25 protein-coding genes are annotated in these 25,889 nt (G+C 40.6%); all 25 read right to left on the bottom strand.

The genetic code is table 11. The annotated features are described in order from the left end of the window. Positions 1–8 precede the first annotated feature (8 nt). Positions 9–452, bottom strand: coding sequence for a cell division protein SepF (locus ACCB35_RS09010; protein ID WP_113968289.1), 444 nt, complete (start codon positions 450–452; stop codon positions 9–11). 16 nt (positions 453–468) lie between these two features. Further along, on the bottom strand, positions 469–1,143 hold the full coding sequence (locus ACCB35_RS09005; protein WP_374056599.1) for a YggS family pyridoxal phosphate-dependent enzyme: 675 nt from the start codon (positions 1,141–1,143) through the stop codon (positions 469–471). Then, positions 1,130–1,966 (bottom strand): peptidoglycan editing factor PgeF, encoded by an 837-nt coding sequence (pgeF, locus tag ACCB35_RS09000; protein ID WP_374056598.1) that lies wholly within the window; start codon positions 1,964–1,966, stop codon positions 1,130–1,132. Before pgeF ends, ACCB35_RS09005 begins: the two co-directional genes overlap by 14 nt. Before the next feature lie 50 nt (positions 1,967–2,016). Then, a complete protein-coding gene (locus ACCB35_RS08995) occupies positions 2,017–2,304 on the bottom strand; it encodes a YlmC/YmxH family sporulation protein (RefSeq protein ID WP_044337467.1) in 288 nt (95 codons plus the stop codon). A gap of 396 nt (positions 2,305–2,700) precedes the next feature. Continuing rightward, entirely contained in the window at positions 2,701–3,549 is an 849-nt protein-coding gene (sigG, locus tag ACCB35_RS08990) for an RNA polymerase sporulation sigma factor SigG (protein WP_374056597.1), read from the bottom strand. 130 nt (positions 3,550–3,679) lie between these two features. Beyond that, the gene (sigE, locus tag ACCB35_RS08985; RefSeq protein WP_044337469.1) at positions 3,680–4,399 is read right to left on the bottom strand and encodes an RNA polymerase sporulation sigma factor SigE; all 720 of its coding nucleotides are present in this window, start codon (positions 4,397–4,399) and stop codon (positions 3,680–3,682) included. Positions 4,400–4,452: 53 nt separating this feature from the next. Further along, entirely contained in the window at positions 4,453–5,379 is a 927-nt protein-coding gene (gene spoIIGA / locus ACCB35_RS08980; protein ID WP_374056596.1) for a sigma-E processing peptidase SpoIIGA, read from the bottom strand. 450 nt (positions 5,380–5,829) lie between these two features. Next, positions 5,830–7,002, bottom strand: coding sequence for a cell division protein FtsZ (gene ftsZ, locus ACCB35_RS08975; RefSeq protein WP_374056595.1), 1,173 nt, complete (start codon positions 7,000–7,002; stop codon positions 5,830–5,832). 41 nt (positions 7,003–7,043) lie between these two features. Next, the gene (gene ftsA / locus ACCB35_RS08970; RefSeq protein ID WP_044337472.1) at positions 7,044–8,342 is read right to left on the bottom strand and encodes a cell division protein FtsA; all 1,299 of its coding nucleotides are present in this window, start codon (positions 8,340–8,342) and stop codon (positions 7,044–7,046) included. 116 nt (positions 8,343–8,458) lie between these two features. After that, a complete protein-coding gene (locus ACCB35_RS08965; protein WP_044337473.1) occupies positions 8,459–8,821 on the bottom strand; it encodes a small basic family protein in 363 nt (120 codons plus the stop codon). A gap of 1 nt (position 8,822) precedes the next feature. Further along, positions 8,823–9,551, bottom strand: a complete 729-nt coding sequence (locus ACCB35_RS08960; protein WP_044337474.1) for a DUF881 domain-containing protein — start codon at positions 9,549–9,551, stop codon at positions 8,823–8,825. A 74-nt stretch (positions 9,552–9,625) separates the two neighbouring features. Next, complete coding sequence (locus ACCB35_RS08955; RefSeq protein WP_082051177.1) at positions 9,626–10,333, bottom strand: DUF881 domain-containing protein; 708 nt, start codon at positions 10,331–10,333, stop codon at positions 9,626–9,628. Further along, positions 10,311–11,096, bottom strand: coding sequence for a cell division protein FtsQ/DivIB (locus ACCB35_RS08950; protein WP_374056594.1), 786 nt, complete (start codon positions 11,094–11,096; stop codon positions 10,311–10,313). The genes ACCB35_RS08955 and ACCB35_RS08950 overlap by 23 nt, the downstream gene beginning before the upstream one ends. Positions 11,097–11,765: 669 nt before the next feature. Continuing rightward, positions 11,766–12,866 carry a stage V sporulation protein E gene (gene spoVE, locus ACCB35_RS08945; protein ID WP_374056593.1) on the bottom strand — a complete coding sequence of 367 codons (1,101 nt, stop codon included), beginning with the start codon at positions 12,864–12,866 and terminating at the stop codon, positions 11,766–11,768. A gap of 113 nt (positions 12,867–12,979) precedes the next feature. Further along, positions 12,980–14,329: a UDP-N-acetylmuramoyl-L-alanine--D-glutamate ligase gene (gene murD, locus ACCB35_RS08940; RefSeq protein WP_374056592.1), complete on the bottom strand. Its 1,350-nt coding sequence runs from the start codon at positions 14,327–14,329 to the stop codon at positions 12,980–12,982. After that, positions 14,330–15,304 (bottom strand): phospho-N-acetylmuramoyl-pentapeptide-transferase, encoded by a 975-nt coding sequence (mraY, locus tag ACCB35_RS08935; RefSeq protein ID WP_044337479.1) that lies wholly within the window; start codon positions 15,302–15,304, stop codon positions 14,330–14,332. It lies immediately after the preceding gene. A gap of 2 nt (positions 15,305–15,306) precedes the next feature. Further along, complete coding sequence (locus ACCB35_RS08930) at positions 15,307–15,714, bottom strand: hypothetical protein (RefSeq protein WP_374056591.1); 408 nt, start codon at positions 15,712–15,714, stop codon at positions 15,307–15,309. A gap of 2 nt (positions 15,715–15,716) precedes the next feature. After that, positions 15,717–17,177 carry a UDP-N-acetylmuramoyl-L-alanyl-D-glutamate--2,6-diaminopimelate ligase gene (locus tag ACCB35_RS08925; protein WP_374056590.1) on the bottom strand — a complete coding sequence of 487 codons (1,461 nt, stop codon included), beginning with the start codon at positions 17,175–17,177 and terminating at the stop codon, positions 15,717–15,719. A gap of 220 nt (positions 17,178–17,397) precedes the next feature. Further along, positions 17,398–19,314: a stage V sporulation protein D gene (locus ACCB35_RS08920; RefSeq protein ID WP_374056589.1), complete on the bottom strand. Its 1,917-nt coding sequence runs from the start codon at positions 19,312–19,314 to the stop codon at positions 17,398–17,400. A gap of 233 nt (positions 19,315–19,547) precedes the next feature. Beyond that, positions 19,548–21,749 (bottom strand): penicillin-binding protein, encoded by a 2,202-nt coding sequence (locus ACCB35_RS08915; protein ID WP_374056588.1) that lies wholly within the window; start codon positions 21,747–21,749, stop codon positions 19,548–19,550. Continuing rightward, complete coding sequence (ftsL, locus tag ACCB35_RS08910) at positions 21,749–22,111, bottom strand: cell division protein FtsL (protein ID WP_044337482.1); 363 nt, start codon at positions 22,109–22,111, stop codon at positions 21,749–21,751. The genes ACCB35_RS08915 and ftsL overlap by 1 nt, the downstream gene beginning before the upstream one ends. 26 nt (positions 22,112–22,137) lie before the next feature. Further along, a complete protein-coding gene (gene rsmH, locus ACCB35_RS08905) occupies positions 22,138–23,073 on the bottom strand; it encodes a 16S rRNA (cytosine(1402)-N(4))-methyltransferase RsmH (RefSeq protein WP_374056587.1) in 936 nt (311 codons plus the stop codon). A gap of 37 nt (positions 23,074–23,110) precedes the next feature. Next, positions 23,111–23,542, bottom strand: a complete 432-nt coding sequence (mraZ, locus tag ACCB35_RS08900; RefSeq protein WP_044337484.1) for a division/cell wall cluster transcriptional repressor MraZ — start codon at positions 23,540–23,542, stop codon at positions 23,111–23,113. A 249-nt stretch (positions 23,543–23,791) separates the two neighbouring features. After that, positions 23,792–25,411: a bacillithiol biosynthesis cysteine-adding enzyme BshC gene (gene bshC, locus ACCB35_RS08895; protein WP_374056586.1), complete on the bottom strand. Its 1,620-nt coding sequence runs from the start codon at positions 25,409–25,411 to the stop codon at positions 23,792–23,794. 90 nt (positions 25,412–25,501) lie between these two features. Beyond that, complete coding sequence (locus ACCB35_RS08890; RefSeq protein ID WP_044337486.1) at positions 25,502–25,888, bottom strand: DUF3397 domain-containing protein; 387 nt, start codon at positions 25,886–25,888, stop codon at positions 25,502–25,504. Between the last annotated feature and the right edge of the window lies 1 nt (position 25,889).

The following is a 25,889-nucleotide window of genomic DNA, read 5'->3' as shown; positions in this document are numbered from 1 at the left end:
AATTTACATTACCACCTCGAATCTGATAGGTCTTCTTCTTTTAAGAACTCTGAAATATTTCCGCTTACTTCAACATTATCAGGCGTACAAAGAAAAATATTATCTCCAACACGCTGAATGTCGCCGCCAATAGCGTAAACTGTTCCACTTAAGAAATCGACAATGCGTTTCGCTTGATCATGCTGAATTCGTTGTAAGTTGACCAGAACAGAGCGTCGATTTTTCAAATGATCAGCAATCTCTTGAGCCTCGGCATAAACTCTTGGTTCTACAAGAATCATCTTCGATGACTTTTGGACACTTTGAAGACTTACAACATTTTGTTTCGAATTTGAAAGCTGCGACTTCATGGGCTTCTTCTCCTCGTATTCTTCTTCAAACTTTTCTTCTTCATAATCATACTCATCTTCATCCAGCAAAAAGAACGTCTTAAATTTCGACTTGATACCCATTTGTATTCATCCCCTTTCAGTCATTTCCAACTAATGCAGTTCCAATACGAATAAATGTAGCCCCTTCTTCGATAGCAATCATGTAATCATTGCTCATCCCCATTGATAATTCTTTACAAGGGGCGTATGGAAGGTTTAATGCCTTGATTTCTTCCTGGATTGCTTTCAACTGTCTGAAACAAGTCCGTAAGAATGGTTCATCATCCGTATGTGGAGCCATCGTCATTAATCCTACGACTTTAATATTTGTGAAGTCTTTTAAACTCCCAATAAATTCTTTTACTTCTTGAGGGGATAACCCATGTTTAGAGTCTTCTCCCGAAACATTCACTTGAACAAAACAAGAAACAGGCTTGTCCGCTCTTTTATGAATTTCTTTGGCTAATGACCGACGATCCAGAGAATGTATGTATGATACTTTTTCAATGATGTTTTTTACTTTTCTAGTTTGTAGAGATCCAATAAAATGCCACTGGGGTTTGCCCTGTAGAACTTCCCACTTGGAAAGTAATCCATCGTCACGGTTTTCCCCTAAGTGAATGAGCCCGGCTTCAACCGCTTCTTCGGCTCTCTCAATGGAAACGTATTTGGTGACTGCTACAACATGTACGTCTTCAGGGTTTCTTCCACTGTTCTTACAAGCATTTTCAATATTTTCTTGGATGATTTTGAATTTTTCAGATACCTTCATCTTTTATCTCCTTCCAGCCAATAAAGCTCATGATTCTTCCTGTTTTCCCACCATCTCTTCTGTAAGAGAAAAACTCATTGTGACAGGATGAACAATAACTAGAAGTGTGGATTTGTTCAGCATTTAAACCGGTTTGTACTAAAAGCCGTTCATTCAACTTCTTTAAATCGAGGTAATACTGTCCCTCTTCCTTTAAATTATAGGGTAAGTTGTTTTCATCTTCTAGTGTTTTTTTCACTTTATCAATCACATGGTCATCAACTACATAGCAATTTTTACATATGGATGGCCCGATCACCACCTCCAGAGAAGACTTGGAGGCCCCTTGCTCCATGAATGCATCGACCATTTTAGGTCCGATTTGTAAAACTGTCCCCTTCCATCCGGCATGAGCCAATCCGATTGTACCCGATTCTTTGTCCAGGAAATAAAGTGGAACACAATCCGCATAACACATCGTTAATAGAATATTCTCATTCCATGTAATAAAGCCATCAGTATCTTTAATGCTGGTATGATAATACTCTGCACCTTTACCCTTGTCTACTTCCCCTACTGTGTGGATGTTATTTCCATGTGTTTGTTCAGCAGCTACCCATGATCGTACGGGCATGAATAAACGTGAAGCAAGTAATTGACGATTATGAATCACCGAGGATTCATCGTCACCCACGTGCAATCCCATATTGAAAGAGTGAAATGGTCCGGTGCTGACACCCCCCCATTTTGTCGTGATCCCTGCAACTAGCCTTGGATTTTCTTTCGTCCATTTCTCTATAGAATAATAAGATTCTGTTTCTCTTTTAAAAGGCTCCTTCGACACGTTAAATCTCCTTCGTTTTTATTTAGTGTACCATAGACTTTGAAGATTCGTCATGTATCGGGGGATTGTTTCGGTTCCTGGAGCTGACCTTGAATATAATGGTTTTCTTTATATCGTACCAGAATAACATCCTCCCCGATTTTCACAATGCTGCTCCAAGGAATCACAATATCTTCCTCTTTACCGAAGAATCCCAATATCTTCCCTCCACCTCCGATGACAATGGCTTCAATTTTTCCGGTATCCAGGTTAATTTCTATATCCCCTATATTCCCTAACTTACGTCCGTCTGAAATACTCACGACATCTTTCACCTGAAACTCAGATATACGCACCATCTGTTTTCACCCTCACTTCTTATTGTTTTTCATTGTGCACTATAGTGTCAAAGACTGTTGATTCTCCCAATTTAAGTAGTTATAACTAGTGTATGCAGCAAAAGAAAAGGCAGACCTTCCCGAAGGAGTTCTGCCTTTCTTTTCTTTGGTCAGCTACAGGGCTTAGAGGCTCGAGGTCATAAGTCGAACCATCCCAAAAGGCAAAGTGCGCCTTTCCGGATGGTACGCCTTATGCTTGTCGCCTCTGGGCAAAGCCCTTCCGCTTTTCTTTTGTCCAGCTCCGGCGGCTAGCCCCTCGAGGTCACAATAGGAAACCCCCATAAGGCAAAAAGCGCCTTTTGGGGGTTTCCTATTGTGCTTGTCGGGGCTGATCGAGCCGCCTCCGCTTTTCTTTTCTTATTGAATATTTTTGTTCATTTGTTTGATTGCTGCTTTTTCCAGACGTGATACTTGCGCCTGAGATATGCCGATTTCATCAGCGACTTCCATTTGAGTTTTCCCTTGAAAGAAGCGTTTACTGATAATGAGTTTTTCACGATCATTTAATCGCCTCATCCCTTCTTGAAGAGCAATCTCTTCAATCCAATGGAAATCACGGTTCTTTTCGTCGCTCAGTTGGTCCATTACAAAGATTGGATCTCCACCATCGTTATAAATGGGTTCAAATAGCGAAACAGGATCTTGGATGGCATCTAACGCAAATACAATTTCTTCATGAGATACATCAAGTACTTTAGCTATTTCTTCAGCAGTCGGCTCCCTGGATGTTTCACCCATTAATCTTTCCCTTACTTGCAGAGCTTTGTACGCAATATCTCGTAGTGAACGGGACACTCTTATTGGGTTATTGTCTCGTAAATATCGACGGATTTCTCCAATAATCATCGGAACCGCGTATGTAGAGAATCGAACGTTCTGACCTAAGTCAAAGTTATCAATGGATTTCATTAACCCGATACACCCTACTTGAAATAAATCATCAACATATTCACCACGATTATTAAAGCGTTGAATTACACTTAAGACGAGGCGCAAATTCCCATTTACAAGTTTTTCTCTTGCGGTATTGTCGCCCGCTTGCATTTGCTTGAATAGTATTCTCATTTCATCATTTTTGAGAACTGGTAATTTGGAAGTATCTACACCACAAATCTCGACTTTATTACGTGTCATTCTTTCCCCTCCTTGTAGGAGCTGCTGTACAAAATTCAGTATTTCCTTGAAGAGGAAAAATATGCATTTCATTCTGCCAAGTAATGGTTCACACTTTCCAAATCCCTTAAGTTATCTGGGGAAATTCGTCATAAAAAATTTTCAAATTCTTATAATGCAAAAAAGCTGACCTTTTCGATCGAAAAGGTCAGCTTTGACTCATTTATACCATTTTATTAAATTCCTTCTTTAGACGCTTAATAATCCTCTTTTCCAATCGAGAGATATAGGACTGGGAGATGCCAAGCATATCCGCTACATCCTTCTGGGTCTTTTCTTCTTCTCCCATTAAGCCAAACCGGAGCTCCATAATTTGTTTCTCGCGATCAGAAAGCTGGTGAAGGGCGTTAAAGAGTAATTTTTTATCTACGGTTGCTTCAAGATCTTTTGTTATAATGTCTTCATCTGTACCGAGTACATCTGATAACAGTAATTCATTTCCATCCCAATCAATGTTGAGGGGCTCATCGAACGAAACTTCAGATCGGATTTTATTGTTTCTTCTTAAGTACATAAGGATCTCATTTTCAATACATCTGGAAGCATACGTAGCTAATTTGATTTTTTTCTCTGGATTGAATGTGTTGACCGCTTTAATCAAACCAATCGTCCCGATGCTGATTAAGTCTTCAATATTAATCCCGGTATTTTCAAACTTTCGCGCAATATATACGACTAGCCTTAAATTGCGTTCAATCAATAGTGAACGTGCCGCCTTGTCTCCATTGGGCAATTTATTAAGTAGTACTTCTTCCTCCTCTTTCGTCAATGGAGGGGGAAGTGCTTCACTACCACCTATGTAGTAAATTTCATCTGTCTTCAGCCCTAGTTTGATTAACAGTTTGTACCAATAGTATAAAAATTTAAATTTGAATTTTTTCATTGTTGCTCCCCCTTCTATTTCTTTAAATTGTGAGTATAGTAGTAATAATTGATTTAAGAAACGTTAAGTACCGGCTTTCGAGAAGCCATTTTCGGATGAACGATCGCCTGAAAATTCCCGTCTGCTGATAGCGGATCCTCTCTGAAGGCAATCAGTCCATTCGGGATCGTCCATTCTGATTCATGATCCTTCATTATGAGAGAATCAGGCTTTATAGCTGCAAGAAGTTGACTTTTTCTTCCCACTGATTGGGCGGGAACAATTCTCATCCGGTCAGACCAGCGTGGATCAATAGATTTTTCACCAGAGAAAATGTCATCAACATCGTTGCAAAGTGCCATCACTTCACTTGGAATTTCTCCCTCTATTTCAGCAATTGACAGGATCATGACCGGGCTTTTGGATATGGGGTCTTGAAGTTGATTCCCACTATCTACAAGGCCGTTTACGGTACAATGAAAATCTTCAATTTTTACGCTTACTTTCAGAAGCTGGTCATACTGTATCTTCACATGCTCAATACTATCTACTCTCCCCTTAGAAAAATACCAGGCAAGAGGCAGGGCGAGCATAACAAATACCCAACTTATCGGATCTCCAAATCCACGGATACTCGCAAGTAGCATGGATGATTCTGCACTAGGGTCAAAACTTATAAAATAATGAGTTCCAATTAAAATCCCACCGGTAAAAAAAGTAACAAAATAAAACATAAGCAGGTTTGATAAGTAATAGCGCAATCTTCTATACCCAAATGCTGTGTATACCATGATGATTGAAAACAACAATTTCATAAGAGGGTTTCCTGCAAGATGGGCATAAGGTGAAAAGGCAAGGAGAATAATGATCGAACCTATCAAACCGCCTATTCCAATTCTCCATAGGGCATATTGTCTCTTTAAGATGATCCCAGTTAACCATAATAAGAAAAAGTCTACTAACAGATTCAACAACCAGATGACATCCAGATATAAGGTCAATCTCTACCCTCCTTTTGAAACTTCACCCAGTTACATTCACATGAATTTCGAGATAGGAATGACTTATGAGAAGTATATCGTACATACCCTTTAAAAGGTTGTCATTTTTTGTATGCTTCAGAGGAAAACTTTTCAGAGATTAGAACGAAATATGTCACTAAATATATTCCTGATTCAAGGTATAAAGAATGCTTTGTGGAGCGGGTTTTGATTGGAGGTTAAGTAGAAAATAAATAAGACAAAAAAATCCCCAGAGGCATTAATTGCCTTTGGGGATTCCTTGTTGTGCTTGTCGCCTCTGGGCAAAGCCCCTCCGCTTTTCGATTGTCCAGCTCCGCGGCTTAGAGGCTCGAGGTCATAAGCTAAGCCACCCAAAAAGGCAAAGGACGCCTTTCCGGGTGGCTCATCTTATGCTTGTCGCCTCTGGGCAAAGCCCCTCCGCTTTTCAGTTTATCGACGACGATTACGGTTGCGAAGGAAGGTTGGGATGTCCAGTGTTTCTTCCGCTCCCTGATTTTGATTGGAAGAAGTTCTCACCGGCTCTTGGTGTTGAGGCTCTTCACGTTTAGGTTGCTCGCGCTTGATAGATTGACTTTGGTTCGGGTTTGGACTTTGATTTGGTTTCATTCCACCAAATGTAGGTCGAGTTTGCTTTGGAGGTTGGATGACCTCTTCATTAAACCCGGTTGCAATAACTGTTACGACGATATCATCTTTTAAATCTTCGTTAATAACGGAACCGAAGATCATGTTCACTTCTTGATCTGAAGCAGATGCTACAATGTCAGCAGCTTCCTGGACTTCATATAGACTTAAAGACGTACCACCTGTAATATTCATCAGAACACCTTGTGCCCCATCAATGGAAGTCTCAAGTAGTGGACTTGAAACGGCTTTTTTTGCGGCTTCAGTAGCCCGGTTTTCACCAGATGCTGCACCGATACCCATTAGTGCTGAGCCTTTGTTAGACATGATCGTCTTTACGTCGGCAAAATCAAGGTTAATCAGACCAGGTGTAGCGATTAGATCTGAGATACCTTGTACACCTTGTCTTAAAACGTTATCAGCTTCACGGAAAGCTTCAAGCATAGGCGTGCTCTTATCTACAATCTCAAGAAGACGATCGTTTGGAATAACGATAAGGGTATCCACTCCTTCTTTCATTGCAGCGATACCACCGCTTGCCTGATTTGAACGCTTTCTGCCTTCAAAGGTGAAAGGTCGTGTCACAACCCCGACTGTTAATGCACCGATCTCACGGGCGATTTGAGCGATTACCGGAGCTGCACCAGTTCCGGTACCTCCACCCATTCCAGCCGTAACAAAGACCATGTCCGCCCCTCTTAGGGCTTCTTCGATTTGTTCTTTACTTTCTTCAGCAGCTTTTTTACCTACTTCCGGATTGGCACCTGCGCCTAATCCTCTAGTTAATTTACCACCGATTTGCATTTTTATTTCAGCTTTTGATAGATTCAGAGCTTGCGCATCTGTATTAACAGCGATAAATTCAACACCCTGTACGCCATGCTCAATCATTCGGTTTACAGCGTTATTTCCTCCACCGCCGACACCGATAACTTTTATTGTCGCTAACGAATCTAAATTTGTATCAAACTCCAACATGACAAATCCTCCTAACTCATCGAATCTATGGATTCCTTTATTTATTCAAAGAAGTATCCAAAGAACTTTTTCACTTTTGACATGGCCTTTTCATCTTCATGTTCTTCTTCTTTAACCTTTGCAGGCTTTGGCTTTTTATTAGCTGGTTTCGATTGACGTTTCTCAGCAGCCTCTACAGGCACTGGTTCTGCACTAACAGATCTTCCTTGTAATCTAGCATTCTTTTGAGCGTATTTGATCAATCCTACTGCGGTCGTATACTGAGGTTCTCTAACTCCAATATAATCCGGAATTGCCACTCGTACACGATTTTGGAAAACGATTTGTGCTAATTCTAACACACCTGGAAGATTTGCTACACCACCAGTTAACACGTATCCACCCGGCAGGTCTCTTATCCCCATTCGTTTCAGCTCATGGCTGATTAGGTCTAAGATCTCTTCCAGCCTTGCTTCTATGATATCAGAAATTTCTAATTGATTAAATTGCTGATGTTGATCACTACCAATAATTGGTACGCTGAACACTTCATCTTCTGATGCATGGTCATAATAAGCATGTCCATATTTGGTTTTGATTTTCTCTGCATCGTCAGTTGAAGTTCTTAAACCGATAGACAAATCCTTGGTAATATGTTCTCCCCCTACAGGCAGTACAGTTGTAGCTTTTAAGTGACCTTGTTCAAAAACAGCTATAGTTGTAGACCCGCCTCCAATATCGATTAAGGCAGCACCGAGATTCTTCTCATCCTTTGATAAAGCAACAGAACCAGCTGCCAGAGGCTGAAGAACGATATCTACTATTTCAAGGCCCGCCTTTTCTACACAACGGAGAGTATTATGTAAAATCGTCTTTGATCCCGTAATGATGGTGCCTTCCATTTCCAGTCGAACACCGATCATGCCCCGGGGATCTGTAATCTCATCCAATCCATCAACAATGAATTGCCTTGGGATTACATTGATGATTTCTCTTTCTGGAGGAATAGAAACAACCTGGGCTGCATCCATCACTCTTAGAACATCTTCATCGCCAATTTCCCGATTATCACTTGATACTGCCACCACACCATGACACGATTGAAGGGACACGTGGTTGCCAGTAATACCTACGATGACTTGGCTTATGGATAAACCAACCATCCTTTCCGCTTGTTCAACTGCTTTCTTGATTGTATGAACAGTTTCGTCTATATCTACGATGGAACCTTTTCTGATTCCTTCTGAGTTCACATTTCCTACACCGATAATGTTTAAGGAATCATTTGACATTTCACCAATGATTACTTTTACTGTGGATGTACCGATGTCTAGGCTAACGTAAATTTCATTGCTGTTCACTCTATGGCACCTCCTTAAAGAATGTTTGTTTGGAACAACAATCCTAGAAAAACACTATTCTAAGTATATCTTAATTATGATATTCGTCGTAACAAAAACGATTCCCTTTTAAAATTCTAATTTTTTTCTCTTTTTTCTTGTTTATTTGACCAATTGCTAATAAGTATTCTTCTGATCACTGCAATGTTCTGGAATAATCTTACTCCAAAAGCAAATACAGCCGCCAGATATAAGTCTACACCAAGATGTACACCTAGAAAAGCTAAACTTGCTGCTAGTAAAATATTAAAAAAGAATCCAGAAACAAAGACCTTGTCATCATAAATATTCTGGAGGTGGGCCCTTATCCCGCCAAATAATGTATCCAATGCTGCCAGGACGGCGATTGATAAATAATTCGAGTACTCATCTGGAATTCTAATATCTGTAAGAAGCCCCAATACGACCCCTACCAGCAACCCTAAAAGGGGAAGCCACATATTACCCGTTCCCTCCTCTTTCCTTAACCGGCTCCATTAAACGGACCCGTATGGTATCTTCATATGGTGGAACCACCACTTTTTCTAAAGGCTTTGAAATAGAGACTCGAAGATTATCGATAAAAAAGTCCTCCACAGACTGTGATACCTGCATCCGGTTATACAATTCTTTTGCAGAGTCTAAATCTTTGGTTAAAACTCTCACTTCAAATGGAATTGTCTTAATTGAATAACCATCCACCTTGGTTTCTCCATTAATATCCCTGATGACCGAGGTATTGATTAAGCGATGGCCATCTATGGAGATGTCCATTGCATCGTAACGATTCAGCTCATTCACAAGTCTTTCCAACAGTTCAGGTGATACGCTTTGAACTTTTTCCCCAAGCAGGACTTCTTCCATGGCAGGTTCAATCGTTAAGATGACACCAGCTCCTGTTTTCTCAGTCAAACCAACTTCTGTTTTCAATTCCTCTAACGTTTGTTTTAACGCTCGTTCTGGACTTGACTGCTGTTCTGTCTTATATTGTTCCAACTTCGTCTCAACAGCACGCATTTCTGCATAAAGATTGGAGTTGACTTCTTTTTCTTTTAATAATGCATCTCGTAGTTCCCATATATCTCGTGTATCCCGGACAACAGGTTCTTTGACTGTTTGGAACTGTATAGCAATCATAAACCCAATAATAATCGTAATAATGGTGAAGCTTACCTTTAATTTGTTGTCCATTCATTGCACCTTACTTTCACATCTAACTCTCATCACTTGGTAACAGATCGAATCGGCAATTCGGCATCTATTGCTTAGGATTCGCTGATGCTTGGTTCTAAAATAACGGTATTCTTTTTTTCCAATTTAAAAATAATGTTATCATTTACAAGCTGGTCTTTTACCCCGCCTGTGATGTTCATGGATGAAGATAATACTTCCGGATCTCCGATAGCTGTAATTTCAAAGGGAGCAGGATATTCGATTCCATCAATTTGAATAACGGGACCGTTACACAGTATGTATGAATCATGCTTTAACCTTTGTCCATTTATCGCTACGGCAGAAGCCCCGGCAATGTATAATTCATTGATCACCTTAAAGACATGGTGCTCATGAACGATATAATTATTGGCGTTTTCTTCATTCGGATCGTAATCAGCGTCTGATAACGTTACGTTCACCCCGGGACCTTGCACTTTCGTTTTCCCCAGGTACATACGATACTTCTCCGCATCTTCTGCCAGGTTAAAGTAAATTTGTTTCTCTTTAGAAAATTCCTTTTCCATGTTGACGACCTTTTCCTGTTTCTCAAAGAGTTCCTCTTGAAGATTATTATTCTTCTGCTGATACTCAAGGATCTGATCTCTCAATGCTTCTTCCTGTTTCCACTGACCATTCGTTCGGTTCCCAAGTTCCGCTTGTTCTGTGTTAGCAAGACTAAATGAAAAAGCAAGGATGAAACCTAACACCAGACATACAAGAGAGAGGATTACATGCTTACCTCTCACCCTCATCCTCATCATCGCTTTGTTCACCTTCCGTTTCATATGCTCTGAAATAAGAACCTACCTCTAAATCAATGACTCCTTTAACTGAAGGATCAAGTTGACTGACAATGGACGGGTAATGGACCATCTTCTCTGAAAAGGTCCTGATGGTAGCACTCACTTCGAATCCATCATTCATAAATAAGGTCAAATGATATTGGTCTGTTTTCTTTGGAACCAGGTTAATTTCCGAAATGAGATGCTGAACTTCTTTCGGAAGTTCCCCTAATTCTTCCACCATTTTCACCAGTACCTTATCTTCCTCGAAACCTCTGAGTAAAGGAGCGTCCACAGGTATTGATTCCGTGCCTTTATTCAGGACCTTCCCATTCTCTAATATGACAAAGAATTTATTACCTTTCGAAAGATATGCCTTTTTATCATATTCTTGGATGTGTACTTCATAGGAATTAGGAAAGGACATCTTCACCTTCGCATTCTTCACTTCAGGAAGCTTCTTTAATTGTTCCTCAGTTTTGTCTTTGTTTACGCTCCACAAATTCATACCGCTGTCAATTCCACTATACTGAAGGACCGTCTCATTTGAAACAAGTTCATTCCCGTGTACCACCACTTCTTTCACATGACTTAAAGGTGACTGAAAGTAAACAACCGATAAAATCATGAGTAAGAATAAAGAAAGTAGAAAAAGCAGCCTGCGATTCGCTTTCTTTTTTCGGTGTTGTTTTAATTTAGGAATACGATCTTCAAGGGAAACAACATTTTCTTTTTTCATTTCGTTCTCCTCAATTTCACTTTGTATTCATTAAGTCATGAATAAAATATTCTCTCCACGTCTTATAATGAAAGTACTCTTTACATTGGGATACCTTTCATTCTATATGAAGGCAGCAAATGTTAAAAGAGGAACAGAACGTTATTTTCTGCCATATGACATAATGTTGAAAAAGAAACCCTTATGATTGAGTTACAGGCTGGATATTCTGGAGTTTAGCCTCTAAAAATCACTGTTCAAATAATCCAGCCATTTCTAAGATACATCATCCACAACACTTTTCGTATATGTATTTCCAGTGACCATTTCAAAAAGAGGACATCCTTACTATTACACTCTTATACTCTATTTTAAACAACAATTTCTATATAATGAAAGTATGTCATTGAATTGTAAAAGTTTTTACTAACAAAAGTAATAAACTCTCCTTTATTTTGAAAAGGTCTGATCATAATGCATTACATATATGTAATTAATTGTAACATCCCACTTTTAAATATCCTATCGTTATTTCAATAAAAAACATGGGAATTTATGAGTTTTTTCATTAATAAAAAAAAGAGACTGACCATTAAAGACAGGTGAGGACATGAATGATGCATTCCTGACAATCAGGCCTTTACCATTCACTTCTTCCCGGCTTTTACTGTCAATCTCCTTGTTAAATCGTTACTGTCTCGTATAGCGGCTAATATTCAGCAGCACTCCGACAGCCATTAGCATGAGGGTCAATGAGGAGCCCCCGTAGCTAAGAAAAGGGAGGGTGATTCCCGTAACAGGCATAAGCCCTGTTACAACCCCTACATTGATCATTACCTGGATCGCAATCATTGACACGATTCCTAACGCCAGAAAAGTCCCGAATAAATCAGGAGCCCCCAAAGCGATTCTAATGCCTCTCCATAAAATCAATGAAAACAGAAGCAAGACAAGCGTCCCACCAATAAAACCGAGCTCTTCTGCTAAAATAGCAAAAATAAAATCATTTTGAGGTTCTGGCAGATAGAAGAACTTCTGCCTGCTTTGTCCCAGACCTAATCCAAACAAGCCTCCCGGACCGATTGCATATAGTGACTGAATAATTTGGAAGCCACTATTCAATGGATCTTGCCATGGGTCTAAAAAGGACGTTATCCGTGCAATGCGATAAGGTGCAGATATAACAAGTCCAATGAATCCGACTAATCCAATCATACCAAGGCCTACAAAATGCATGACCCTCGCCCCTGCAATAAAGATCATCACTACTGAAGTACCAACCATGACAGTACCCGTACCCAGATCCGGTTGTAGCATGATCATTCCAAAAGCAGAGAACACTAAGAGAAGCGCCGGCAGGACTCCTTTTCTGAAGGAAGTAATATACTTTTGGTTTTCCGATAAATACTTTGAGAGAAACGCAATCATGGCAAGTTTCATAAATTCTGAAGGCTGAATGGAAAAAGCACCTACTCCTATCCAGCTCCTGGAACCATTCCTTAGAACCCCGATACCCGGGATTAACACCAGTACAAGAAGGACAAAACAAATGATGATGATGATTTTCGCCCAATTTCTCCATGTCCAGTACTCCACATTCATGATGAAGAACATAGCGACTAACCCTACACCAGCAAAGAGCACTTGCCTTTTTGCGAAGAAAAAGGAATCTTCGAATTTGTAATCAGCCCAGACAGCGCTCGCGCTGTACACCATGATCAAACCAATTGCAAGTAAAGTGAGTGTAACCATAATGAGTATAAAATCGGGAGTCGATTTTTTTAAAGGCAATCCTAAACACCTCGAATAGACAAATTTAGAGCCGTTCGAGCATAGAAAACTACTTATCTTGGATTGGTGTACTGGTTGTTAGAGTATTGATGCTCTTCATAGACAAGCCCCTATTAAAGCTTATGCACCGCTTCAATAAAAATGTCACCACGTTGTTCAAAAGTTCGATATTGATCCCAACTTGCACATGCAGGAGACAATAAAACAACATCTCCACTTTTAGCATGTTCAAAAGCAACAGGAACTGCCTTTTCAACATTATCGACAGGAATAACGGTTTGTATCCCTGCCTTTTTACCTGTTTTAACGAACTTCTCGGACGTTTCCCCGAAGGTGATCAACGTTTTTACATTCTTCAAATATGGAATCAGGTCATCGAATTCATTTCCCCGGTCCAAACCGCCAGCCAGCAGGATGGTCGGACCCTCAAACGCATGCAGGGCACTTTTCGTCGCCAGACTATTCGTTGCCTTCGAATCATTGTAAAACTTTACACCCTTCACTTCACGAACGAATTGTGTACGATGCTTAACACCTGTAAAAGTCCCAAGTACCTTCTCAATACTTGCATTTGGCACTCCGTAAATTTTGCATGCAGCAACCGCACAAAGGATATTCTCCAGGTTATGCGCACCAGGTAAAACAATAGAAGCTACCTCAACAATCTTCTCACCTTTAAAGTAGATAGCCCCATTTTTAATATAGGCCCCTGCTGCTACTTCTTCCTTTGTGGAGAAGGGAATCAATTGTGCTTTTGTAAAGGCGACTGATTCTAAAACATGTTCTTGATCTGCATTAAAGATCAAATAATCATCTTCTGTTTGATTTTTCGTTATATTGGATTTCGCCTTCCAATATTCATCCAAGTCACCGTGGTAATCCAAATGTGCATCATATAAATTCGTAATGATGGCAATATGAGGAGCGAACTCTTCAATCCCCATCAGCTGGAATGATGAGAGCTCAACCACCATTTTTTCATCTTCTTTCGCTTCCTGAGCTACTTCAGAAGCGACCGTTCCGATATTTCCTGCAATAAGAGGTTTTTGGTTGGCCTCTTTTAGCATTTCGAAAAGAAGTGTCGTTGTCGTGGTTTTACCATTTGTTCCTGTAATCCCAATCATTTCTGCTTCAGAAATTAAGTAGGCAAGTTCCACTTCTGTCAGAACGGGGATGTTTTTTTCGATTGCTTTCTTTATTAATGGGTTGTGATAGGGTATTCCGGGGTTTTTAATCACATACTGGAAGCCTTCATCAAGAAGTTCGATTGGGTGGCTTCCGCAGATCACTTTAATGCCTTCCTGAAGAAGCCCCTGCGCTTCAGGATTATCAGATAATGGTTTTTGATCGTTTACCGTTACAAATGCTTCTAACTTATGTAGAAGAGAGGCAGCACTTACCCCACTTTTTGCTAAACCTAATACAAGAACTTTTTTATGTTTGAACTTCGTTATCTTCTTCAATTATAACCACACCTCAATATAGATTCCTAAAACGGCAAATAGCAAACCGACAGTCCAAAACGTTACAACAACACGCCATTCAGACCAACCGACTAATTCATAATGATGATGCAACGGGCTCATTTTAAATATTCGTTTTCCTGTTGTCTTAAATGATGCGACCTGCAAGATGACGGAGAGCGTCTCGATGACAAATACTCCACCGATAAGAATTAAGATGATTTCCAATTTGGTTAGAATGGCAATCGTGGCGATTGCTCCTCCTAAGGCTAGAGATCCTGTATCCCCCATAAATACTTTAGCAGGGTGGGCATTGAATACTAAGAAACCTAGAACCGCTCCAACTACTGCCACTCCGAAAATCGCTACGTCATATTGGGATTGATTCCAGGCTAATACAGCCAGTGCACCAAAGGCAATGGCGCTCGTTCCTGATACTAATCCATCCAACCCATCTGTTAAATTGACAGCGTTTGAAAATCCAACAAGCCAAAAGATAATGAATAAACAATAAAACCAACCTAATTCAAAGGAAAAATCCGTTAACGGAATCGAGACCGTAGTCGGAAAGTCATTTTGCTTAAAGATGAGATAAAAAATGACAGAAATGACAATCTGACCTAATAGCTTTTGCTTAGATGTCAGTCCCAGGTTCCTCTTCATCACAACTTTAATAAAGTCATCTAGGAACCCCAATAACCCAAACCCGACGGTCACAAGAATCATTAAATAGGTTTCAGGACCTGGCTCTGAATATTTCCCTATCATTACAAATGTAGTAATCACGATGGAAACTAAGAACACAATTCCACCCATTGTCGGTGTACCAGTCTTTTTTTGGTGAGACTGGGGGCCTTCATCTCGGATGCTTTGCCCAAATTTCAATCTTCTCAGGAAGGGAATAAAGACAGGTGCAAGCAATACGGTTATGAGAAATGCCATGATGATTGTAAAGAAGATCACTTGTTCCATCATCATTATTCCCCTCCTTTTCCGTTGGATTCGTTCAATAATACGTCCATTGTGTGATTTTGTTCTGGTTCGTTGTTAAAAATAAACTTCGTCATAATTTCCCACTTTTCTTGATTGTAATTTTGTTTGTAATTTTGTAGTAAGTCGATGTATGCCTTGTAAACATCTTCAACAATGAATAATGGAAAGTGGTTCGGAACAAATGAAGGTACTTCTTTATTCTTTGGCCAAAGGGAAGCAATCGCTCCTTTTTCGATACTTTCAAAAAGGTCTAATTCATCACCAAAAGGGACGTATAGTCCCTTCTCCATTCCCATACTAGTTGAATTTGAAACTACTAGAAACGTAAAGCCTGGTAGAAGTATTCCTGATGTTTCAGGAAATAATTTCTTTACATCATCATAAAAGAGCATTCTTACATCCCCTTTATGATTTGTCTGACCACTTCGCGGTCATCGAAATCGTGTACGTTGTTTCCAATAATTTGATAGGTTTCATGACCCTTACCCGCAATCAGGACAACATCTTCAGCTTCGGCAAGACTTAAAGCCTTTTTAATTGCTTCTTTCCGATCCACAATTAATTGATACTGCTTCCCGACCACACCAGCTTCCATATCTTTGAGGATACCATTTGGATCCTCGGTTCTCGGATTATCAGAGGTGAAGATAGCAAAGTCCCCATATTTGCAGGCAATCGCAGCCATTATCGGCCGCTTAATCTTATCCCTGTCCCCTCCACACCCGACCACCACAATAATCTTCCCCTTGGTAATCGATTGGATTGTTGCTAATACATTTTTCAAACCATCTGGAGTGTGTGCGTAATCAACGATAACCGAGTAGGGCTGGCCTTCAGAGATCGTTTCAAACCGTCCCCTGACTCCATGTGCGCTCTCCAGGCTTCTTACGCTGTCCTCGATGGGTATACCTGCAGCACTGGCTGTTGCAATCGCAGCCAAAGCGTTATATACATTAAATTGCCCCGCAAATTTTAATACCATCTCTCTTTCTCCGAATGGTGAAACGAGTGTAAAAGCGGATTCTGTTGCTTTCAGGACAATATTTCTTGCACAGAAGTCAGCAGAAGGAGACAGACCATATGTAAATACATGTGCGGCCGTTGTCCTGATAATAAAATCAGCTGCTTCATCGTCTTTATTAATGATGGCGTATTTAGGGGATTTCTTAAAATAAGTATTCCCTAATTGTGAAAACAATAAGCCTTTTGCGTTTCGGTAATCGTCCATGGTCTTGTGATAATCCAGATGATCCTGAGTCAGGTTTGTAAACACGGCAATATCATAGTCACATCCGTGAACCCTGCCCTGATCTAACGCATGTGAAGAGACTTCCATGATCGCAGATTGTACCCCTTTATCACAAAACTGTTTAAACGTTTGTTGGAGGGTTAAGCTGTCAGGAGTCGTATTGTGACTTACTTGTAAGTCATCCCCCACTTTTATGTGCATTGTACCGATTAAACCGGTCTTTATTCCACAGTGGGTAAGCACCTGGTCAATCAGATGGGTGGTCGTTGTTTTCCCATTTGTGCCTGTCACCCCCACCAACAAAAGCTGATGGGAGGGCTGCTTATAAAAGTAGTCGGCTAGGATGGCCATTGCTCTCTTCGTATCCGGAACGATAATAACCGGCACGTTTGCTTCTATGCTCCTCTCAGCGAGAATCGCAGCTGCACCGTTCTTCTCTGCCAGTGGGGCGAGTGAATGGCTATCAATCTCTAATCCGTTAATACAGATAAATAGATCACCATTTTTCACTTTCTTATGGTGGTTAGCGATGTTTGAAATAGCTGGATTCCCTTCACCCTCTACTGAGAAAAACGGTAATACTTCCAGCAAAGTGTGCAATCTCATCTTTTCAACTCCTCACAGGTAGAAAGCAACCTTTTTATATTTTACAAAAAAATGCGTATGAAAGCTATAAACCTTTTAACTTAGTTCGTTATAATTATTGAAAACTTGCAGACTTCAACATCATTTAAAGGATTACAGGGCCTCACCTTAGGATGATAAAGCCCTGACATAAATAAGAAGTATATCATGAAACAAGCCATCATGCTGACATCCCCGGCACTTATTCCGATAGATACACCCTTACTTTTGAACCTTGCTTGATCTTCACCCCCGGATCAGGAGATTGACTAACCACTTTATCTCCGGTTCCACTTATATCCAAATCAAGATTAACAAGCTGCTCCTGTAACTCTTTTTTTGTTAATCCAACCAAGTCAGGGGTTTCAATCAACGGAATATCGGTCCAAGTCATCTCTTTCTCAATTTGACCTTTACGCTTAGGGACTCCCATCGCCTCTAAACTATCGCCAATGATACTTCCTCCGATCGGGGCTGCTACGACTCCACCGAATTGAATCGTGCCTTTAGGGTTATCAACAGCCACATATACAACAATTTCAGGATCATCCGCAGGCGCAACTCCCATAAAGGAAACGATGTGATTATTTTCTAAGTATTTACCATCCTTTGCTTTTTGAGCGGTTCCCGTTTTCCCGCCTACACGATAACCATCTACAAAAGCTTTCTTACCGCTTCCTTTTGCTACAACACTTTCCAATGCTTCACGGATTTGTTTAGATGTTTCTTCTGAAATGACCCTCTTTTTCATTTGTGGTGTCTTCCTCATCACCACTTCTCCGGTGGAAGGATCAACCAGCTCTTTTGCGATGTACGGTTGATACAGTATTCCACCATTTACGGCTGCTGATACAGCTGCAACCTGTTGAATCGGCGTTACGGCCACCCCCTGACCGAAGGCAGTCGTCGCTTGTTCAACAGGACCGACTCTATCTATATTAAAGAGAATTCCTTTCCCCTCCCCTTGAAGGTCGATTCCGGTCTTTTGCCCAAATCCAAAATCATGTATATAGCTGAATAGTTTTTCTTTACCTAATCTCTCACCTAACTCGACAAATCCCGGATTACATGAATTTTGGACCACTTCCAAAAATGTTTGGGTTCCATGTCCTCCCCGCTTCCAACAATGTAGAGTGGATCCGGCAACTTCAACATGGCCTGAATCGTGGAATTTTTCTTTATAAAGGTCCACCTTATTTTCCTCCAGCGCTGCGGCAAGAGTAATGATTTTAAACGTTGAACCAGGTTCATAGGTGCTCCAAATCGGTAAATTCCGGTTGTATATCTCTTGGGGTACATTCTGAAAATTCGCCGGGTCAAAAGTAGGACGGCTTGACATTGCCAATATTTCCCCGTTTTTAGGATTCATGGCAATTGCGATAATCCCATCAGGATTGTAAGTGGCTTGTGCAATATCCAATTCACGCTCCACGATGGTTTGAACCTTTGAATCGATCGTCAGCTTTAAATCCAGGCCATTTTCAGGTTTCTCAAAGTCATCTGCCATGTCAGGCATTCTTTTCCCTTTGGCATCTGAGAAAAATTTCACATATCCCTTATCCCCACTAAGCTCCTCATCATATGAAAGTTCAAGTCCCATCAACCCCTGATTATCAATTCCTGCAAAACCAAGTACATGGGATAGATAACTGCCATATGGATAATAACGCTTAGAATCTTCCCCTAAGTAAACCCCTTTTAAATTAAGATCCCTGACCTCTTTCGCTTTTTCATATGAGATCTTTCTAGCTTCTTTAATCAGCACCATATTTGCCCTCTGCGTAACATATTTATATGCAGATTCTACTGAAATATTAAGAACAGCCGCCAGTTTATCCGCCGTTCCCTGAGGATCAGTGATTTGTCTCGGAACGACAAATATCGTCGGGGCACTTTGGTTTCCAGCTAATTCTACCCCATTTCGGTCTACTATTTTCCCTCTCTCCGGTTGAAATGGGATATTTCGACTCCAGGAATCCTTTGCTAAACCAGTAAGCCAGTCCCCTTTAAAAAACTGGACATACCCCAGCCTTATATCGATAATGGAGAAAATCAGGACTCCTACTACAAGCGCTACTGCTAACCTTTTCCTTACCGTTACATTGGATACTCTTTTCACTAATGGAACCTCCCCTTCTATGGCTCGTTCCATTATATGCTTGGACTTATATGGGTATGTTCGAAATCCATGAAAGGATGAGGGATGCTCTATCATCCACGTCAATTCAATCGTTTCAGCCCATAAGAAAAAGGGCGACTTTAATGTGAATGGCACTCGTCCCTAAATCGATTCCAAAGAAATCGATCCAGGTGCCCTCGAGTGAGTCACATACATAAGTCAGCCCTGTTTATTTAGTTCAGTGGTGGTTCTTCCGTATTCTCGTCTTCATCTTGCTGTACCTGTTCTTCCGGAGTACTAAAATTAACCACTAGAGGCTCTTCTTTCTGCACTGGAACCCCCGGTTGAATATTTTGGCTGACGGCGTAGCCGTTTCCAACCATATTGATCTTCAAACCTGCAAGATTCGCCACTTTAAAGACATCTCTTACAGACCATCCCTTCATATCAGGAATCGTGGTGTCTCCGTCTGTTTTGATTACAACCCTTTCCCCTTCGAGTATCGTACTGCCAGCTTGGGGCAGCTGCTTCTGGACCTCCGATCCGTTTCCAACAACAACGGGTGAAGCCCCTGCTTTTTTCAACTCTTCTTTAGCTTCTTCAACACTCATTTCTTTCGTATCAGGGAGAGACCGTTTTTTCAAACTCACTTTTTCCTGAGGTTTGATATTCAAGTATTTCAAGCTATTTTGCATCACGGGATTGAACACAGCCGCTACGGGATCTGAACCGATTTCAGTCGGTTCTAATTCGGGTTGCTGAACACCTACATAGACGATTAGCTGTGGGTCGTCAGCAGGCGCCATACCCATGAATGAAAATAGATAATTTTCCTTTCCGTACATATACCTTCCCGTTTCTCGGTCAGGTATTTGGGCGGTACCTGATTTCCCTGCAACGCGATAGCCATCGATGGCAAAACGGGTACCTGTGCCATTCTCAGAGGTAACAGTTGATTCTAAGTATTCACGTACTTTTTCAGCAGATTCCTTCGTAATTGGGTTTCCGGCAACTTTTGGTTTTGTTTCTTCAACCACTTTATTCGTATTTGGATCTACTATCTTCGAGATTACATAGGGTTGCATCATTTTCCCGTCGTTCGCAATGGCCGATTCTGCTTGAATCATTTGAAGCGGGGTAACGGTTGTTCCTTGCCCAAAGATGGTTGTGTATTTTTCAATCGGGTAATGATAAAGGATAGATCCAGAAGCCTCATGTGGTAACCCCACACCTGTCGGTTCACCAAATCCAAAACTATTTAAATACCCTTCGAACTTCTTGAAACCAATTTTGTCCAATAAATTTGCAAATGCCACATTAGAAGATCTTTGAACGCCTTCTAAATATGAAATCGTCCCCCAACCTTCTCCTCCATTATGATCCCGGATGGGATTAGGAACATTATCAACATAATACCTACCAGATTCATAGGCTTCATTCGGATTGAATTTTCCTTCATTTACTGCAGCGGCCAATGAAAAAGCCTTCATCGTTGAACCCGGCTCAATTGTTTCCTCCACAATGAAGTTTGTCCAATTATCCAGTAGACCTTCTCTCGTGTCAGGATGAAAGGATGGTCTTTGAGACATGGCCAGTATCTTACCCGTTTTCGGATCTGATACGATCGCAAATATTTTCTTTGGTTTATATTTCTTTTGTACTTCATTCATGGCTTCTTCTAGGAATGTTTGAATTTTCTTGTCAATTGTTAAATAAATATCTTTCCCATCTTGTGGTGATGTTACATGCTCATCTGCATTTGGCAATAAATATCCCCATACATCACTCTTATATTCCACTGACCCATCCTTGCCGCTTAACACATCATCAAAGCTTGCTTCTACACCCATTTTTCCGACGGTTTTGGTGTCACCGTTATCTGCAGTGGTTTTTTGCGCAAACCCAATAAGATGAGGCGCGAAAGAACCATTTGGATAAAATCGCTTTGCTTCTTTCCTGAATGTGATTCCAGGTATGTTTTCTTCTTTAATCTCCAGCATCAATTGATGGGACAAGTCTCTGCCAGCAGATCCAAATTCCACTTGATACGGTCCATCTTGATTAAGGCGTTCATAAATTTCGCTCTCCTTCATTTCAAGATATGGAGCCAGAGCCTTTGCTGTTTTCCTGGGATCTGTCACATGCTTAGGCTTTTTCGGGTCACTTGTGATGCTGGGATCTAAAATGGCTACGAGTGTATAGGCAGAAGTATCCTCTGCAATGACTTCTCCTTTCCCGTCAAAGATCGTTCCCCTGTGGGCTTCCAAAATGTGACTCTTTATATATTTTTTTGCCGCTTGTGATGCCAGGACCTTTCCTTCAGCTTCCCCGGTGACCTGAATCGTGACAAAGCGAACCATCAATACAAAAAAGAGCAAGCCGAAAATCCCGAAAAGGATGGCTGCCCCTATGTTCATACTTGGTCTTTTTTTCATTATTGTTCAACAACCTTAACATTCTTTTCTTTCAAATTAAGTCCAAGCTCTTTTGCTTTTTCAAGAATACGTTCATACGTACTTAGCTCACTCACTTGAAGCTTAAGGTCATTATTTGCCTTTTCCTGCTTTTCAATGGTTGATTCTACGTGCTGAACATCTTTATTCACATCATAGATAGCAGCTTGTGTTGTAACAATTTGAACGGCTAGGAAGCAAAAAACTGCTGCGAAAATCGCCACAAGGATCTTTTCCCCTGGTGTAATGACGGATCTTCTCTCTTCACTCAGGCGCTTAGGTTTGGCTTGAACGGATTGATTCTCAACTTTTTGCTGCTCGTACTTTCTGGCTAAGTTACTCAAAATTCTCCCTCCTATTTCCTTCTATATTATATATTTTTTTCTGCGATTCTTAATTTAGCTGACCTAGCGCGATTATTTTCTTCCAATTCTTCCTCACTAGGCAGGATCGGTTTTCTTGTTATAAGCTTCAGCTCCGCTTCATATCCCTCTGGAATAATCGGTAAACCCGGAGGCAAATCAGGACCTGATGCCTTCTCTTTGAACATCGTTTTGCAAATACGGTCTTCGAGGGAATGGAAGGTAATGACACTTACTCTTCCTCCTTTATGAAGAAGCTCTATCGCTTGTTCGAGAGAATCCTCAAAGGCTCCCAGTTCATCGTTCACGGCGATTCGTATGGCTTGAAAGACTCTCTTAGCCGGGTGGCCACCTTTTCGTCTCGCAGGTGCAGGAATACCATCCTTAATGAGTTCAACAAGTTCACCCGTTGTTTCAATCGCCTTGATATCTCTTGCCGCTTCTATCTTTCGCGCTATTTGCTTTGAGAACTTTTCTTCCCCATATCGATAAAATATCCGAACTAAGTCTTCAAACGACCAATGATTAACCACATCATAAGCAGTTACTTCACCTTGCAAGTCCATTCTCATATCGAGAGGAGCATCATGGTGATAACTGAAACCTCTTTCCGGAGTATCCAGCTGAGGCGATGATACACCGAGGTCGTAAAGAATCCCGTCCACACTATGTACTCCAAGTTGTTCAAGTTCTTCCTTTAGATTCCTGAAATTTGATTGAACGAATGTAACCCTATCCTGATAGGATGAAAGCTTTTCTTTTGCATGGCCGATGGCTGTTTCATCCTGATCGAAGCAATATAGATGCCCTTTCGGTGATAACTGGCTAACAAGATACTCGCTATGTCCTGCTCCACCCAGAGTACAATCCACATACACTCCATCTTCTTTAATATTCAGGCCATCCACCGTTTCCTTCAATAATACAGTTGTATGTTTAAACATGTTGATTTCACCTTTCCAATCGAACGTTTTGTGGGGGTTAAATATCAAACCCTACCATATTCTCTGCAAGCTCAGCAAATGAATCTTCAGACTGTGTGAAATAGTCTTCCCATAATGATTTACTCCAAATCTCAATTCGATTGGAAACTCCTAAAATAATGCATTCTTTATCTAATTGTGCATAATTCACAAGCGAAGCAGGAATATTCACCCTGCCTGTCTTATCTAATTCGCTCTCAGTCGCACCAGAGAAGAAGAATCGAGTGAAGGCACGGGCATCTTTCTTTGTCAGTGGTAGGGCTTTGAGCTTGTCTTCAAGAACTCGCCACTCATCCATGGGATAACCAAATAAACATTGATCCAACCCTCGGGTGATGACAAATGAATCTCCGAGGTGATCACGGAACTTGGCAGGTACGATTAAACGGCCTTTATTATCAATGTTATGTTGATATTCGCCCATGAACATATGCACTGCCCCCACTTTCTAACACAAATGTACCACATCCCCCCACTTTTCTCCACTCTTTTCTAAATTCTTCACTTGCAAATTATTTCCTCTATTTTTCATTAGTCTTTTTCTCTCTTTTCCAGACAATTTTTCACCGTTGAAATTTGTCTTTATACAACGTAAAAAGGACCTAATTCGCAATAAAAAACGAATTAGGTCCTTTTATTTTTTTGATTGTCGACTGGTAATATTGCAAATGGCTTCTAATCAGATATATACCACTTTATGAGTTCCGTCAAAGGTGAAATCTTGAAGTGTCAGGTCTCTTACGAAGTCGGGTCCGTATTTGTTTAAGAAATAGAGAACATTCCACGCTCTTTCCTGTGGCCCTCCATTTGGCCTGATGCTGTTTTCCACCTTCATAAACTGATTAAATGTTAACGAGTGCTTATCTTTCAGGGATTTATCCACTTTGTTGCGTAGATAATCGAACTGACTCAAGTGGAATTCAAGGTTCTTATCAACAATCGGTTCTAATCCTTGATCAATACTAACAGCCTGTTCGCGAATCCTCTTATATTTCCGTTGGAGTTCTTCCTGGATCTCTTTCATTCCCAACTCTAGAGTGGGACGCTCGAGGGATTTCCAAAAGGCATCACGAGCAGTAGAAACACCTTCTGTAATCACACCATGTAGAGTCAATTGAAGGTCGTGAATCCTCTTATCTATTTCACGTTCCACAATGGTTATATTTAACCTCGGGACGACTGGCGGCATTTTTAGATCCACAAATTCAAAGGCTCTTTTTAATTCGCCCCAATAGGCAATTTCGCCAGGTCCGGCAACAAATGCGAGGGTTGGAAATAACCATTCCTGCATCATAGGTCTCGTGACCACATTATTACTGAATGATTCTGGACTATCTTCAAGAATGGATAGCAGCTCCACATTTGAAAATGTTTTACCACTATTCTTCTCGAAAAACATATTCCCTTCTCTTTCTAACAAAGCCCTTTCGTCCTTAATTTGAATAAAGAGATTGGCTGCTGCAGGGGAAATATCTAATTGAGTGCTATATCCTTTTTTACGGATTTCATCTTGTTGCTTAAACACCGCATCCGATATGGATTGACTGCTTTCGATCAAATGATGAAAATGTCTCGATTCAAGTTTCCTTAGTAATGGATAGGCCGAATCAATGACCAATAAGCCGAAATCTTTAAATAAGCTCATTACAAAGTGGGCAAAGAATCTAACAATATCCTCTTCTTCGTCAATCATTTTAGTAAGGTCCGATGCCAGTTGTTTTGTATGCTGTGTTTCTCCCAGCATCACTAGTATGTCATCAAGCCATTTCTTCATCACTGGTTTTGTATACGTAATATGAGAGGTCATTTTCTTTTCTAATATTCTCTCCGGATATCCGACCTTTTCAATCTTTGATCCATTCTCTACATATATATGATTTACTTCTTGATAATCATGATCTTCTCCTGCAATCCAAAAAACAGGAACCACAGGATGCTTTAACTCAGCTTCCTGCTGTCTGGCTAATTGAATGACAGAAATGATCTTATGTATCGTGTAAAGTGGGCCGGTCAGCAGACCTGCCTGTTGGCCAGCAATGACGGTTACGGCATTGTTACTCAGTTTAGCCAACGATTCTTCAACCTTCTTGGATGACGGCAATGGCTTCATGTAAGAAGATATACATTCTGCAAGATCCTCTCTCTGAAACTGTCTGGAATCTAGATCTTTCATGCGGTCTAAATAGACTGAAGAACTGTTTACATTATAGTGAAAAAAAGAAGTGACGGGCTCTTCTTGTTTTAAGTATTGAGAGGCAAACTGATTTATTGCTGGAATGTTTAAGCTTTCCAATTCCATTTGAATTACTCCTTTTCTAGCTCTTAATATCCTAACGATGAGTATATCATTCCACATTAAGAAAAGGAAAAAACTTGCCTGTTCTTTTTTCTAATATAATTCTAGGATGCGGAGGATCAATCCTGTTATCATTAATGCAATATAGGCCGTAAAGAATAACAGAAAGTTCATCCTCCAGAAACCCCTCAATACCTTGGGATAATGGATTTCCCCCTTAGCCTTCCAATACATGATGGCAAATAGAATGCCAATGGAGCAAATCACAAGGAAAATAAGCCATAGATACGAAGTTTGCCAAATGGCAATCACAATAAAGTGAACAGAGACAATAAGTAGAAAGGTTGTAATATCAATGGCCAAATGTACGGCTTTCCGATGGTTTTTCATGATTTCTTTCGCTAGAATGAAACTAATGAAATATCCTAAAAATGGAATCAATACAAATATGGCAATGATGGTCGAAAAAATCGAAGCCATT

Origin of the sequence: Rossellomorea sp. FM04394 (genome assembly GCF_041889765.1) — a bacterium.
GTDB classification, from domain to species: Bacteria; Bacillota; Bacilli; order Bacillales; family Bacillaceae_B; genus Rossellomorea; species Rossellomorea aquimaris_B.
Note: the sequence above shows the minus strand (reverse complement) of the source record. Positions and strands in the feature narration are given on the sequence as shown.